We start from the raw sequence: 13336 nt of genomic DNA, 5'->3' as shown, positions 1-13336 counted from the left end.
CAGCAACCGGCCCCGTCCCTCGGACGGGGCCGTTTCTTCATCGGGGCCGGGAGAAGCACAATGCGCGACCTGAAGGGCAAGACCGGGCTGGCGATCGCCTGCTGGGCGGTGATTGCCTCGCTGTTTCAGATGTACACGGCCGGGTTCGGCTTCTTCGAGCCGCGCGAGCAGCGGTCGATCCACCTGCTGCTGCTGATGCCGCTGGCCTTCCTGCTGTTCCCCGCCCGACCCGGCAAGTCGCCCGAGGACCATCCGTCGCTGGCCGACTGGGGGCTGGCATTCCTCTGCCTGCTGCCCAACGTCTATTCCTACGTCCAGGCCAACCGCATCAACCTGCGCTTCGAGAATGTCGACCCGCTGCTGCCGGGCGAACTGGCGATGGGCCTGCTCGCGACCCTGCTGATCCTGGAGGCGCTGCGCCGCGCGGTGACGCCGATCCTGGCCGGGCTGGTCGCCGTCGGCATCGCCTATCTCTTCGTCACCGAATACGCGCCCGGCATGCTCAACTACCGCGACATGGCGACGTCGGAGATCATCGAGACGATGTACCTGCTGAACGGCATGGGCATCTATGGCTCGATCACCGGCATCTCCTCGACCATGGTCGCCATCTTCATCGTCTTCGGCGCGTTCATCGAGCATTCCGGCGTAGGCCGCCTGTTCCACAACCTCGGCACCAAGGTGGCGGGCGGCCATTCCGGCGGACCGGCCAAGGTGGAGGTGATCAGCTCGGCCCTGTTTGGCACCATCAGCGGATCGTCCACCGCCAACGTCTATGCGACCGGCTCCTTCACCATCCCGGCGATGATGCGGCTGGGCTACAGGCCGCATTTCGCGGCCGGCGTGGAGGCATCCTCCAGCGTCGGTGGCCAGATCATGCCGCCCGTCATGGGTGCCGGCGCCTTCGTCATGGCCGAGATCACCGGCATCCCCTACTCCGACATCATCCTGGCCGCCCTGCTGGGCTCGGTCTGCTACTTCTTCATGATCCTGGTCAGCGTCCATTTCGAGGCCAAGCGCCTGGGCCTGGTCGGCTGCGACCCGGCCGACATCCCGCTGTGGAAGGTGATCGTCGACGACCTGCACCTGCTGATCCCGGTCTTCCTGCTGATCGGGCTGCTGATGGTCGACTATTCGCCGCACTTCTCGGCCTTCTGGTCGATCCTGGCCGTCGTCGGCGCCTCCTGGATCCGCCGGCACACGCGCATCTACCCGGCCACGCTGTGGCGCATGCTGGTGACAGGCGGGCGCAACATGACGATCGTCGGGCTGGCCTGCGCCGGCGCCGGCATGTTCGTCGCCTGCCTGACGGTGACCGGCCTCGTCATCTCGATCTCGACCGTCATCACGTCGCTGTCGGGCGGCAACCTGCTGATCGCGGGTGCCCTGCTGATGGTGACGACCATCATCCTCGGCATGGGCGTACCGACCACGGCCGCCTACATCATCGGTGCCTCGATCGGCGCCAAGCTGCTGATCGACCTCGGCGTGCCGATGCTCCAGGCGCACCTCTTCGTTTTCTACTTCTCGATCCTGGCCGATGCGACGCCGCCCGTCTCCGTCGCCAGCTATGCCGCCGCCTCGATCGCCCGCTGCGACCCAATCAAGACCGGGCTGGTGGCGTTCCGCCTGGCGATTGCGGGCTTCGTCGTCGGCTTCAGCTACCTCTACACCCCGGCCCTGCTGATGCAGGGGCCGGTCGAGGGCATCGTCAGCCAGATGCTGCTGGTCCTGGGCGGGCTGACGCTCGCGGCGGCCGGGTTCTTCGGCTTCTTCCGCCAGCATGTGGCCGTGCTGCCCCGCATCGTCCTTGGAGCCGGCGGCATCATCATCGTCCTCGCCGAGGAGTACAGCGACTGGTACAGGGTTGTGATCATCGCCGTGGTGATGGCACTGCTCTACTACCTGCCGGGCGTCTTCGCGCCGGCACGGCCACCGATCAACGCGCTCGCGGCAGGACCCAAGGAATGACGGCAACCACCCCCACCCGCTCCATCATCCTGACCGGGGCTGCCACCGGCATCGGCAAGGCGATCGCCCGCCGATTGGCCGCCCCCGGCGTCGGCCTGGTGCTGACGACCAAGGCCAACGCTGCCGGCCTGGCCGGCGTGGCGGCCGAGGCGGAGGCCAAGGGGGCGACGGTGGCGCAAATATTGGGCGACCTGACCCAGGCGGAGACCGCCCCCCGCCTGGTCGCGACCGCGGTGGAGCGTTTCGGCGGGCTCGATGGAATCGTCTCCAACGCCGGCTTCGCCGACCGCCGCCGCTTCGGCGAACTCGATATCGAGGGCTTCGAGCAGTCGATCGCCGCCATCCAGAAGGCGTTCTTCCGCCTGGCGAGTGCCGCCCTGCCGCACCTGGAACAGTCGAAGGCGGGCCGGGTCGTGGCCATCAGCACCTTCCTGGCCCATGTCTTCAAGCTGGGCGGCGGCATCTTCCCGGCCTCGGCCTCGGCCAAGGCCGGGCTGGAGGGCCTGGCCAAGTCGCTGGCGATCCAGCTGGCGCCGAAGGGCGTCACCGTCAACGTCGTGGCACCCGGCTATGTCGAGAAGGAGCCGGGCACCCACAGCTCCCTGACACCCGAGCAGTGGACCCAGGTCTCGGGCCGCATCCCGCTCGGCCGGATCGGCCGGACGGACGAGATCGCCGCCATGGTGGCCTTCCTTCTGTCGCCCGATGCAAGCTACGTTACCGGGCAGGTCGTCCATGTCGACGGCGGGTTGACCCTCTAGGGTATGCCCGCCCGGCGGCGGGGCGGCATTCCCCGCCCCGCCCCACGGAAGCAGCCCCATCCCATGCCTGAAACGATGCGCATCGGCCTCGCCGGCTTCGGCAATGTCGGCCAGGACCTCGCCCGCCGCCTGACGGCCGGCGCCATTCCCGAAGCGACCCTGGTCGCGGTCAGCGCCACCGACCTGCAGAAGGCGGCCGGCAATGCCGCTGCCATCAGCGCTGCCATTCGGGTCGTGCCGCTGGCGGAACTGGCCGGCCATTGCGATGTCGTCGTCGAATGCGCCACGGCCGATGCCTTCCCCGAGATCGCGCGCGCCGTCGTCGGCGCCGGCAAGCTTCTGGTCGCCGTCAGCGTCGGCGGCCTGCCGAACTGTCCCGAGCTGCTGGAGCTGGCGCGCACCCATGGCGGCAAGGTCAAGGTCGCAAGCGGTGCGCTGCCCGGCCTCGACATCATCCGCAGCGTCAAGGAAGGCACCATCCAGAGCGTCCAGCTCACGACGCGGCTGCGTCCCAACTCGCTGGCGCACGAGCCCTACATCATCAACAAGGGCTTCGACTTCTCCACCCCGCCGGCCAAGGCCGTGCAGGTGTTCGACGGGACGGCCGGCGAGGCGGCGGCCTCGTTCCCGCGCCACTTCAACGTCGCCGTCACCCTCAGCCTCGGCGGCATCGGCTTCGACCGCACCCGCGTCACCGTCTATTGCGACCCGGACATCGCCGGTGCCATCCACCAGGTCGATGTGGAGGCCGACGACGCCAGCCTGACGCTCATCAGCCGCAACCGCCCCTCGCCCACCAACCCGCGCACCAGCCGCATCGTCGCCCCCAGCATCCTGGCGGCCCTGCGCGGACTGGTCGACCCGATTACCGTAGGCAGCTAGCCCGGCCCCGGCGATGCTCCTCGAACTCGGCATGCTGCTGGTGAAGATGATCCTCACCGCGGCGGTGGTGGTCGGCGCCTCGGTGGTGGCGGAACGGTCCGGGCCGCTGCTGGGCGGCGTCATCATCAGCCTGCCGATCTCGTCGGGCCCCGGCATGTTCTTCCTGGCGCTTCAGGCCGAGGACCGTTTCATCGCCGATAGCGTCCTCTACACGCTGGGCATGAGTGCGGCGATCGCCGTGTTCCTGATCGTCTATCCGCGCCTGGCGGTGCACTTCGGCGCATTCGTCAGCGTCGGCGGCGCGCTCCTTGTGTGGTGCGGGGTGGGAGTCCTGGTGCAGTACCTGCCCCTCCAGCTCTGGTCGGCGCTGGGGCTCACGCTGGCGGCCTTCGGCGCCGCCATCCTGGTGCCGCGACCGGCCGGGCTGAAGCCGCCGCCGCGGCCGGTCGGCATCTCGGGCCTGGAGCTGGTCGGCCGGGCGCTGATCACCGGCGGCATCATCGCCGGCGTCGTCACCGTCAGCGCCCTCATCGGGCCGCGGGCGACCGGCATCCTGATGAGCTTCCCCACCGCCTTCACTGCGATTGCCTTCATCATGCATCGCCGCCATGGCGGTGGCGCGGCAGCGGCCACCCTGCTCGCCAGCACGGTCGGCATGCTGTCCTTCGTCGCCTACCTGATCGCGCTCTACCTGCTGATCATGCCGCTCGGTGCGCTGCCGGCCCTGGGCGTGGCCTTGTGCGTGGCCGCCACCGCATCGACCATCATCGCGGTCACCGGGCGCAGGCGCGCCCGCAACCGCCGCCTGCAACCAACCCTGGCCGACGAGGCCCGCTGACCCCAGCCCAGGAGGCCGGACCATGACCCCAGCAGAAGCCGCCACCATCGCCGCGCAGCAGGTTCCGACCGGCGATCGCTTCGTCATCGACCACCTCGCCCACTGGGTCCCTGAAGAGCGCAAGGCATCGGCGCGCCTGGCCGAGCTGGGCTTCACCATGGCTCCCTTCTCCCACCAGGTGACGCGGGCCGCGCCCGATGCCCCGCCGGTTTCCGCCGGGACGGCCAACCGCACCATCATGCTGCGCGAGGGCTATATCGAGATCCTGACGGTGACGGGCGACACGCCCAACGCCCGCACGCTCCAGGCCGGCATGGCGCGCTATGTCGGCGTCCACCTGATCGCCTTCGGCCTGGCCGACCCGGACGCCACCGCTGCCCGCCTGCAAGGGGCGGGCTTTGCCCCCCTCCCCGTCGTGCGGCTGGAACGCGAGATCGAGACCGAGGCCGGCACCCCCGGCCATGTCCGCTTCCGCGTCCTGCGCGTTGGCGCCGACGCCATGCCCGAAGGTCGCGTGCAGTTCTGCCACCACCTGACGCCCGAGAACATGTGGCAGGGCCGCTGGCTCGACCATGCCAACGGCGCCATCGGCCTGCGCTCCATCCTGATCGCCTCGGACGACCCGGAAGAGGCGGCGGAGCGCTATGCCCGCTTCACCGGCCAGCCCGTCCGCCAGCGCGACGACGGCGCCTGGGTGCTCGCGTTCGACCGCGGCGCCCTGGTCATCGCCGACCAGGAGCGCTGCCAGCGCCTGCTGTCCGCCCCCATCCCCGCCATTCCCTGCATGGCCGCCTATGCGCTGGCGGTCGCCGACCCGGCAGCCACCCGCCAGCACCTGACCGCCGGCCGCATCGCCTTCACCGACACCGGTGGCGCCATGCTGGTCGATGGCGGCCCGGCGCTGGGGGCGCAGATCGCGTTCCTGGCGGATGGGGCCAAGGCGCCTTGGGATTGAGACCGATGCAACGTCGCCGCTTCAGGTAGCACCGCCAACCACCCTCACCCAGGCCAGTCCGCCTTCTTCATCCCCTCCATCGCCTCCACCGAGGGGAACGCCGCGGTGGCAAAGCCCGGGCAGGCGAGCGAGCCGATCATCGCCTCGCCGTCCTTGATGCGCATGCGGACGCGGCCGGACTGGTCGGCATAGAGGTCGGGATGGGCGGCCAGGAAGGTCTGTGCCTCGCCGTCGGGGCGGCCGGCGAAGCCGTCGATGAAGTGGTGGCCGTTGCGCTCGACATGGCCGAGGCCCAGCAGGTTCACCAGCGCCAGGTCCTGCTGCACCGACAGGCCGGCCTGGGTCGTCAGGTCCTCTGCCGACATGAAGTAGGTGCCGTCGCCCTCGGCCGCGTTCCACATCTGGCAGCGGGCGAGGTTCAGGATCGACTTGTAGAAGCCCTTGCAGTTCTTCGACGAGACGCCGCGATAGCCGAGCCGCCGCCCCGTGGGGAAGGATTCCAGGTCGCCGTCGGACTCGTCCAGGATCACCGGCCGGGCGGCACCCAGCGCCGTCACCGGGGCCGACAGCGCGTTCTGCCGCTTGATCGGCTGTTCCACATAGAGGATCGAGGCGACCAGCCGGCGCAGGCGCGGCTCGGCTTCCATCGCCCGCCACAGTTCCAGCACCGCTTCCTCGTCGGCGTACTGCTCGTTGCCGTCCAGCGAGACGGCATAGTCGTGCCGCTGAAGGTCGAGCACGCCGGCAATGCGCGCCAGCCGGTCGACGTCGGCCGCGACGTTGCCGCCCACCTTCAGCTTGTAGTAGCGGTGGCCGTAGGTGGCGACCACCTCCTCCAGCGTCTCCGGCAAGCCATCCTCGACCCGGGTTTCAGCAGTCTGGTCGGCGGCCGTGATCGGGTCGACCAGGCCCACCGTGTGGCGGACATGGATGCGGTCGGACGGCACCAGCGAGCGCAGGAAGGGCGCCAGCGCGAAGCCCGCCAGGTCCGGCGCCACGGCGTGGCCCTCGATCCCCAGCAGGTTGCTGCGCACCGCCTCGTAGAAATTGACGCCACGGGCACGGGCGAGCGCATCGGCGATGGCGCGGTCCAGCAGCGCCGGACCATAGCTTGCGACCAAGGGCGGCAGGCGGCGACGGGCGCCTTCCTGCTGCTGCTCGACATAGTGGTCGGCGAACATGCGGAACGGCGTCTTTGGGCCGCTCGACCGGTAAAGGCCGGTCGCGATCTCGAGCGCGGCGCGCAGTTGCTCCAGGTTCTGCGCGTCGCTCAACTCCGGGCTTTTGTCGAACCACTTGGCGGCCAGCGCCTCGGCCGCCATGCCCTCGGCACTGCGGCCGTCGGCCAGGCGTATGCGCACGCGCACGACCGCCTGGCGGCCATGGGTGACCGTGATGACGCCGAAGCGGAACGGCAGCCGCAGGCGATAGGGCCACTCGAAAAGGTCCACCGCCTCGACCGTGATCGCCTCGGCATTGATGCCGACCCGGTTCATCGCCCCGATCATCGCTCCGCCCCCCGCCATGCCAGCGCTTCCTCGATCCCGCGCAGATACCCGGCCGCCCTGGCCGCCGACCCCGGCCCGTCCGGCACATAGTCGAACGGCTCGACCGCCACCCAGCCGCGATAGTCCTGGCGTGCCAGGGCCGCCAGGATCGGCGCGAAGGCTTCATCCCCCTGCCCCGGCCCGCGGCGGTTGCGGTCGTTCACCTGGACGTGCGCCACCAGTCCGGTCGGCAGCCAGCGGTCGATCAGGTCCGCCACCGGCTCGGCCTCGGCCAGGCCGGCGGCGCTGCAATCGATCATGGTGCGCAGCGCCGGGTTGCCGATCGCCTGGACGATCCCGGCCGCCTCGGCCACCGTGTTCACGAAATTGGTCTCGCGCGGCGACAGCGGCTCCAGGCAGTAGACGACGCCGGCCGCCGCCGCTGCCTCGCCGACCCGGGCCAGGGCGTCGATCGCCCAGCCACGCGCCGCGGCCGCTTCCGGCCCATCCGGCAGGCGGCGCTGCACGGGCGAGCCGTGCACCAGCACATCCCCCTCCAGTTCGGCGCACAGCGCCACCAGCCGGCACAGCACGTCGGTCGTGCGCGCCCGGAGGGCGGCGTCCGGGCTGGTCAGCGACAGGCCGGCCGGCTTCACCAGCAGCCAATGCAGGCCAGACACCCGCACGCCCGCGGCGGCGGCCGCCCGCCGGATCCCGGCCCGCGTCTCGGCCGACATAAGATGCGGCTCGTCGCCGAAGGTGAAGGGCGCCACCTCCAGCCCGTCATAGCCGAGCTCGGCCGCCAGCGCGCATTGCCGCTCGAACGGCAGCTCGCCGATGACCTCGTTGCACAGCGACAGGCGCATCCGGCTCATGGATCGATCCTTATGACGGCGCCCTCGGCGGCCGAGCGCCGGGCGGCGTCGAGCACGAGGGCCAGGTCGACACCGCATTCGGCCAGCCCCGCATCGGGCGCTGCACCGGTGGCGATGCAATGGAGGAAGTGGGAAAGCTCCGCCCGGACGACGGCGACCGGATCGGCTGCCGGGACGTCCATCGGACCGCTCCGGCCGTAGACCGGCCGCCACAGCCCGTCGGACAGTTCGTGGCGGACGCGGTGATGGACCATGGTCTCGGCCGCGAAGTCGACCTCGATCGCCCCTTCGCTGCCGCTCACCTGGATCTCCTTGGACGTGATGGCGCCCGGCACAACCGTGTCCGGCCAGCGGCCCGGCTGCACATAGCCGGTCGCGACATGGGCGACAATGCCCGACGGGTAGGTCAGCGTCACCAGCGCCAAGTCCTCGAAGCCGCGGCCGAAATGGTCCCGCGTCACCGCATGGACGGTGGCCGGCCGCTCGCCCGCCAGCCAGCCGAACAGATCGATGAAATGCACGGCGTCGTTCAACAAGGCGCCGGAATCGCCGCGGGCACGCTTGAAGCCGGCGAACTTGCCCTGGAGGAAGCGCAGCCGGCCGACCGCGCCCTCGCCCACCAGCCGCCGGGCCGCGCGCGCCTTGGGGTGGAAGCGGAAGTAGAGGCCGGCCTGCACGACGACGGCCGCGGCACCCGCCCGCCGCAGGAGGTCGCGCGCCTCCTCCGCGTCGGTCGTCACCGGCTTCTCGACGAAGACATGGCGGCCGCGGTCGATGGCGGCCCCCGCTATCGCGTGATGGCTGTCGGTCGGCGTCAGGATGTCGACGGCATCGGCATCGGCCAGCGCCGGCCGCCAGTCGGCCACCGTCGTGATCCCCGGCAGGCGCGCCGCCGCGGCCGCGCGCGCGTCCGGCCGGGGGTCGGCCACGGTGATGGCCGCGGCCGGCAGCAGCCCGGACCAGGCGTCGAGGTGCGTCGCCCCGAACGCGCCATAGCCGACCTGGAGGATTCGGATTTCGCCCGTCATGGTAGGGGCGAAGCGGCTTGACGGCCGGGGCAAAGGAACGGAACGATCACGGGCTCAACGATGCCTTTGGGGAGGCCACTCATGTCCAGCTTTTTCCGATGGGCGGGTGCGGCAATCGCCGCCGCCCTGTCGATCCACGCGGCCCAGGCGCAGGACTATCCCTGGAAGCCGGACCGCCCGGTGACGATCATCGTGCCGTGGGCGGCCGGCGGTTCGACCGACCAGATGGCGCGCATCGTCGCCTCCGAGCTGGAGGCCGAACTGAAGCAGAAGTTCGTGGTGGTTAACCAGCCAGGCGCGTCCGGGTCGATCGGCACCAAGAACGCGATGGAAGCGGCCAAGGATGGCTACACCTGGGCCGCCGGTGCGGCGTCCGACGTCGGCACCTATCGCGTCCTGGGCATGCTCGATACTGGCCTGCAGGACTGGAACCTATTCTTCGCCGTCGCCAACGTCTCGGCCATCTCGGCCAACGCCAATGCGCCCTACAAGGATTTCGGCGACCTGCTGGCGGCGATGAAGTCGGGCGGCACGCCGGTCGCGGTCTCCACGGCGGGGCTCTCCTCGGCCGGCCACAACATGATGGAATCGATCAAGGCCGCGTCCGGCATCAACTATCGCCACGTCACCTATGACGGCGGCAACCCGGCAGTGATCGCGGCCGTGTCGGGCGAGGTGCCGGCGGTCTCGCAGCTCCTCGTCGAGATGACCGAGATGATCCGCGGCAAGCGGCTGAAGCCGCTGGTCGTCCTCAGCGAGCAGCCGGTCACGCTGGAGGGCTATGGCGAGATCCCGCCGATCACCAAGTGGCTGCCCAACATGGCCGCCCCGGTGAACTACTTCGGCATCTGGGCGCCCAAGGGCCTGCCCGAGCCGGTGCTGAAGTCGATGCAGATGGCCTGGGACAAGAAGATCGCCAACTCGGACGTGCTGAAGCGCTATGCCGCCCAGCGCAGCGCCATCTTCGCCCCGATCCACAGCCAGAAGGCCCATGACGAAGCCTTCAAGATGGTGCGCCAGACCGCCTGGCTCTATTTCGACGGCGGCAAGGCCAAGGTCTCGCCGGATACGCTTGGCATCGAGCGGCTGAAATAGCCGCCAGACCGGTCCGGGGCCGCTCTTGCAGGGCGGCCCCTTCTCTTTGCATCCCCTCGATAAACAGGCTGGCAGGCGATGACCGACGCGAGCGACGACGCCCCCGTGCCGACCGACCATATCCGGCCGGAGCCGGCGCCGCGCACCGACCTCATGACCGCGATCGTCGTTCTAGCCGCGGCCCTGACGGTCATACGGCTGGCGCTCGACATGCCGACCTTCACCGATCGCGGCGGCGACCCCTTCACCGCGCCCGGCATCGTGCCCGGCTTCTACGGCATCGTGCTGGCGATCCTGGGCATTGCGCTGGCCGCGCGCTCGATCGTGCGCGGGGCGCTGCGGCCGGGCGGCGGCTATGTGCCGTCGACGACCGGCTTCACCCATTCCAGCGTCTCGCGGCTGGCGGCGGCCGTCGCCATCTGCCTGGTCTTCTCCATCGGCCTGATCGGCCGCATGCCGTTCTGGCTGGCGGTGACGCTATTCGTCACCGGCTTCATCCTGCTCTTCGAATGGCAGGACGAATCCACCGCGCGCCGGGTGCGCCGCGTCGCCATCGCGGTGGCGCTGGGGGTGGCGACCGGGATCGCCGTCACGCTGGTCTTCGAGAAGCTCTTCCTCGTCCGCCTTCCCTGACCCGTACTCAGACCGGGGCTTGCCCGCGATGCTCGACAATCTCGCCATGCTGGGCAACGCCTTCGCCGGCTTCGCCAACGGCAGCACCCTCTTCAACGTCTTCTGGGCCACCCTGCTCGGCATCATCGTCGGCGCGCTGCCGGGGCTGACCGCCACCATGGGCGTCGCCCTGATGACGACGCTGACCTACACGATGGCACCCAACTCGGCGATTCTGATCCTGATCTGCGTCTATGTCGGCGCGATCTATGGCGGCAGCCGCAGCGCCATCCTGCTCAACATCCCGGGAACGCCGGCCAGCGCCTGCTCGACACTGGACGGCTTCCCGCTGGCGCGCCAGGGCATGGCCGGGCGCGCCATGGGCATCTCGACCGCGGGCTCGTGGCTGGGCACGCTGTTCGGCACGCTGTGCGTGGCCATATTCACGCCGACCTTGGGCGAGATGTCGCTCTCCTTCGGCTCCTACGAGTTCTTCTGGGTGGCGGTCTTCGGCATCGTCATCGCCGGCTCGCTGTCAGGCGGGGACGCGCTGAAAGGCTACATCGCCGGATTCTTCGGCCTGTTCGTGGCCACCATCGGCCAGGAGACGGTGCACGCCTATCCGCGCTTCGCCTTTGGCACCGTCGACCTGGCGGGCGGCATTGGCCTGCTGCCGGCGCTGGTCGGCGCCTTCGGCGTCGCCGAGGTGCTGCACGTCATGAGCGGCCCGGCCTTCAAGGCCGTCTCCAACAAGATCGATTCCGTCATCCCGCGCATCGCCGACGTGCTGCAGTACTGGCGTACGATCCTGCGATCGGGCGCCATCGGCACCTTCATCGGCGTGCTGCCGGGGCTGGGCGAGGATACCGCCGCCTGGACCTCCTATGCCGCCGCCCGCCGCGCCAGCAAGGAGAAGCACAAGTACGGCAAGGGCTCCGTCGAGGGGCTGATGGCGGCCGAAACGGGGGAAAGCGCCTGCGTGCCGGGCGCCATCATTCCCGTGCTGACCCTGGCCGTGCCGGGCTCGGCGCCGGCCGCCGTCCTGCTCGCGGCGATGCTGATCCACAACGTGAACCCCGGCCCCATGCTGATGGTGACCCAGCCGGAGTTCGTCTACCAGATCGTCGCCATGCTGGTGATGGCCGACATGATGAAGCTGTTCTTCGGCCTGACGCTGGTGCGCCCGCTGCTCTGGATCCTGCTGGTGCCGCGGGAAAAGCTGATGCCGATCGTCTTCGTGCTCTGCACCGTCGGCGCGTTCGCCATCACGTCGCGGGTGTTCGACATCTACGTCATGCTGGCCTTCGGCATGATCGGCTTCGGCATGCGCCTGCTGAACTTCCCGATGGCGCCGCTGATCCTCGGCCTCGTGCTGGGCGAACTGCTCGACAAGAACCTGCTGCGCGGCCTGTCGCTGACCGGCGGCGACCCGACGCCCTTCTTCACCCGGCCGATCAGTGCGGCCCTGGCGCTGCTGACCCTGGCGGCCATCCTGTGGTCGATACCGGGCATGCAGCGGCGGATCGTCGGGCTGTTCCGAAAAGAACGATTGTCCACTTGAGATCGTTACTATCATGACCAGTTAGGTGACTAGTCATATCAAGGGGTCACGGTATGAGGATCTGGCCGGTACAGGACGCGAAGGCGCGCTTCAGCGAACTGCTCGAGACCTGCATCAAGGAGGGCCCACAGATCGTGAGCCGGCGCGGGACGGAGGCAGCGGTCCTGGTGCCAGTTGATGACTGGCGCAGACTCCAGAATTCTGCCTACCCCACACTGAAGGATTTCCTCCTTGCCAGTTCGTCGGAGGCAGGGGCAGAGACACCCCCACGGGGACGTCTGCGCCGGCGCCTGCCGATGGAAATCGAGTGAGTGGCGGTGTATTTGCTCGATACGAACGTCGTCTCCGAATTTCGTCGAAAGCGACCCCATGGCGCGGTCCTGGCCTGGCTGGCCGGCGTTCCGAGCGCGGACCTTTCCATATCCGCGGTCACGGTCGGTGAAATCCAGGCCGGCATCGAGGTCACTCGAAGCAACGATCCTTCGAAGGCCGGCGAGATCGAGGATTGGCTGATCAGATTGGTCGATCGCTACACAATCCTGCCCATGGATTCATCGACGTTCCGCTGCTGGGCTCGCCTGATGCACAGGCAGCCGGACCACCTGGCCGAGGATGCCATGATCGCCGCCACGGCTCTCGTGCATGGGCTGACCGTGGTCACGAGAAATGGGAAGGACTTCCTCCCATTTCCCGTTCGTACGCACGATCCATTTCAAGCTGCCTAGCCTTTCCGGGCGGCCCCTACCGGCTACACGTCCACGCCACGGTGCGGCAGTCGGTGCCGCCGAAGCGCGCGCAGACCCGGGCTGCCCCCCGTTCCGCCGCGGCCCGGTCTGGGCCGTGGTCGGCGCCGTAGCTCCCATTGCCAGCGACGGAGAGCGCGCCGCAGGAGTTCCAGAACCACGTAAGCACGGCGCAATCACCCGTCCTGCCCCCGGCCCGGCGACAGTGGCCAAGTGCGGTCGCCTCGGCCGCCGCGCGGGACGGGCGGCCATAGGAATAGCCATGCGTGCCGGCCGCCCGGGAATAGGCAATGGCGCCGAACGACCGCGTCGCCGGCGCCGAGGACCCACTGGACCCCGATCCCTGCTCCGACCGGCAGGACGCGATGCAGGACCGGCGGTCCTCGTCGCACTTCCAGGCGTCGGCAGTGGAGTTGCCATAGCAGCCGGTGCGGCAGCGAATCTCGCAATCCTGCGCCAGGGCGGCCGAAGCCAGCAACGGCAGGACGACCGCCAGGAGCGCGGAACGGATCGCCGCCATGCCTGGGC

Annotated in this window: 14 protein-coding genes; 10 read left to right on the top strand and 4 right to left on the bottom strand. The window is 69.4% G+C overall.

The window, feature by feature from the left end:
- Nucleotides 1-60: 60 nt before the first annotated feature.
- The 5 genes from STVA_RS11665 (at nt 61) to STVA_RS11645 (ending at nt 5407) form a co-directional block, all read left to right on the top strand.
- Complete coding sequence (locus tag STVA_RS11665; RefSeq protein WP_123688119.1) at nt 61-1971, top strand: TRAP transporter permease; 1911 nt, start codon at nt 61-63, stop codon at nt 1969-1971.
- Complete coding sequence (locus tag STVA_RS11660) at nt 1968-2732, top strand: SDR family NAD(P)-dependent oxidoreductase (protein WP_123688118.1); 765 nt, start codon at nt 1968-1970, stop codon at nt 2730-2732. The genes STVA_RS11665 and STVA_RS11660 overlap by 4 nt, the downstream gene beginning before the upstream one ends.
- A gap of 63 nt (nt 2733-2795) precedes the next feature.
- Nucleotides 2796-3614: an aspartate dehydrogenase domain-containing protein gene (locus STVA_RS11655; protein WP_170216299.1), complete on the top strand. Its 819-nt coding sequence runs from the start codon at nt 2796-2798 to the stop codon at nt 3612-3614.
- 13 nt (nt 3615-3627) lie between these two features.
- Nucleotides 3628-4452 carry a hypothetical protein gene (locus tag STVA_RS11650; protein WP_123688116.1) on the top strand — a complete coding sequence of 275 codons (825 nt, stop codon included), beginning with the start codon at nt 3628-3630 and terminating at the stop codon, nt 4450-4452.
- A 22-nt stretch (nt 4453-4474) separates the two neighbouring features.
- A complete protein-coding gene (locus STVA_RS11645) occupies nt 4475-5407 on the top strand; it encodes a VOC family protein (protein ID WP_123688115.1) in 933 nt (310 codons plus the stop codon).
- A gap of 44 nt (nt 5408-5451) precedes the next feature.
- Here STVA_RS11645 and STVA_RS11640 read toward each other — a convergent pair whose 3' ends face one another.
- The 3 genes from STVA_RS11640 to STVA_RS11630 are packed head-to-tail and all read right to left on the bottom strand — an operon-like array spanning nt 5452 to nt 8797.
- Entirely contained in the window at nt 5452-6933 is a 1482-nt protein-coding gene (locus STVA_RS11640) for an enolase-like domain-containing protein (protein WP_245978163.1), read from the bottom strand.
- Complete coding sequence (locus tag STVA_RS11635) at nt 6912-7769, bottom strand: sugar phosphate isomerase/epimerase family protein (protein WP_245978161.1); 858 nt, start codon at nt 7767-7769, stop codon at nt 6912-6914. Before STVA_RS11635 ends, STVA_RS11640 begins: the two co-directional genes overlap by 22 nt.
- A complete protein-coding gene (locus tag STVA_RS11630; RefSeq protein ID WP_123688113.1) occupies nt 7766-8797 on the bottom strand; it encodes a Gfo/Idh/MocA family protein in 1032 nt (343 codons plus the stop codon). Before STVA_RS11630 ends, STVA_RS11635 begins: the two co-directional genes overlap by 4 nt.
- An 81-nt stretch (nt 8798-8878) precedes the next feature.
- On the opposite strand from STVA_RS11630, the gene STVA_RS11625 reads away from it, so the two are divergent.
- The 5 genes from STVA_RS11625 (at nt 8879) to STVA_RS11605 (ending at nt 12790) form a co-directional block, all read left to right on the top strand.
- Nucleotides 8879-9892, top strand: a complete 1014-nt coding sequence (locus tag STVA_RS11625; RefSeq protein ID WP_123688112.1) for a Bug family tripartite tricarboxylate transporter substrate binding protein — start codon at nt 8879-8881, stop codon at nt 9890-9892.
- 78 nt (nt 9893-9970) lie between these two features.
- A complete protein-coding gene (locus tag STVA_RS11620; protein WP_123688111.1) occupies nt 9971-10525 on the top strand; it encodes a tripartite tricarboxylate transporter TctB family protein in 555 nt (184 codons plus the stop codon).
- A gap of 28 nt (nt 10526-10553) precedes the next feature.
- Entirely contained in the window at nt 10554-12065 is a 1512-nt protein-coding gene (locus STVA_RS11615) for a tripartite tricarboxylate transporter permease (RefSeq protein WP_123688110.1), read from the top strand.
- Between the two features lie 53 nt (nt 12066-12118).
- Nucleotides 12119-12376, top strand: coding sequence for a type II toxin-antitoxin system Phd/YefM family antitoxin (locus STVA_RS11610; RefSeq protein WP_123688109.1), 258 nt, complete (start codon nt 12119-12121; stop codon nt 12374-12376).
- A complete protein-coding gene (locus STVA_RS11605) occupies nt 12377-12790 on the top strand; it encodes a type II toxin-antitoxin system VapC family toxin (RefSeq protein ID WP_245978159.1) in 414 nt (137 codons plus the stop codon). It begins immediately after the preceding gene.
- A gap of 16 nt (nt 12791-12806) precedes the next feature.
- Here the strand turns inward: STVA_RS11605 and STVA_RS11600 are convergent, their stop codons facing one another.
- A complete protein-coding gene (locus STVA_RS11600) occupies nt 12807-13328 on the bottom strand; it encodes a DUF4189 domain-containing protein (RefSeq protein WP_123688108.1) in 522 nt (173 codons plus the stop codon).
- Between the last annotated feature and the right edge of the window lie 8 nt (nt 13329-13336).

This window comes from Stella humosa (assembly GCF_006738645.1).
Classification (GTDB): domain Bacteria; phylum Pseudomonadota; class Alphaproteobacteria; order ATCC43930; family Allostellaceae; genus Allostella; species Allostella humosa.
The sequence above is the reverse complement of the archived record's forward strand: the minus strand, read 5'-3'. Positions and strand labels throughout refer to the sequence as shown.

Coding starts and splice junctions, on each gene's coding strand:
- STVA_RS11660 (WP_123688118.1), top strand. CDS start 1,968: ATGACGGCAACCACCCCCACCCGCTCCATCATCCTGACCGGGGCTGCC.
- STVA_RS11620 (WP_123688111.1), top strand. CDS start 9,971: ATGACCGACGCGAGCGACGACGCCCCCGTGCCGACCGACCATATCCGG.
- STVA_RS11610 (WP_123688109.1), top strand. CDS start 12,119: ATGAGGATCTGGCCGGTACAGGACGCGAAGGCGCGCTTCAGCGAACTG.
- STVA_RS11645 (WP_123688115.1), top strand. CDS start 4,475: ATGACCCCAGCAGAAGCCGCCACCATCGCCGCGCAGCAGGTTCCGACC.
- STVA_RS11615 (WP_123688110.1), top strand. CDS start 10,554: ATGCTCGACAATCTCGCCATGCTGGGCAACGCCTTCGCCGGCTTCGCC.
- STVA_RS11625 (WP_123688112.1), top strand. CDS start 8,879: ATGTCCAGCTTTTTCCGATGGGCGGGTGCGGCAATCGCCGCCGCCCTG.
- STVA_RS11635 (WP_245978161.1), bottom strand. CDS start 7,769: ATGAGCCGGATGCGCCTGTCGCTGTGCAACGAGGTCATCGGCGAGCTG.
- STVA_RS11650 (WP_123688116.1), top strand. CDS start 3,628: ATGCTCCTCGAACTCGGCATGCTGCTGGTGAAGATGATCCTCACCGCG.
- STVA_RS11630 (WP_123688113.1), bottom strand. CDS start 8,797: ATGACGGGCGAAATCCGAATCCTCCAGGTCGGCTATGGCGCGTTCGGG.
- STVA_RS11655 (WP_170216299.1), top strand. CDS start 2,796: ATGCCTGAAACGATGCGCATCGGCCTCGCCGGCTTCGGCAATGTCGGC.
- STVA_RS11600 (WP_123688108.1), bottom strand. CDS start 13,328: ATGGCGGCGATCCGTTCCGCGCTCCTGGCGGTCGTCCTGCCGTTGCTG.
- STVA_RS11665 (WP_123688119.1), top strand. CDS start 61: ATGCGCGACCTGAAGGGCAAGACCGGGCTGGCGATCGCCTGCTGGGCG.
- STVA_RS11640 (WP_245978163.1), bottom strand. CDS start 6,933: ATGGCGGGGGGCGGAGCGATGATCGGGGCGATGAACCGGGTCGGCATC.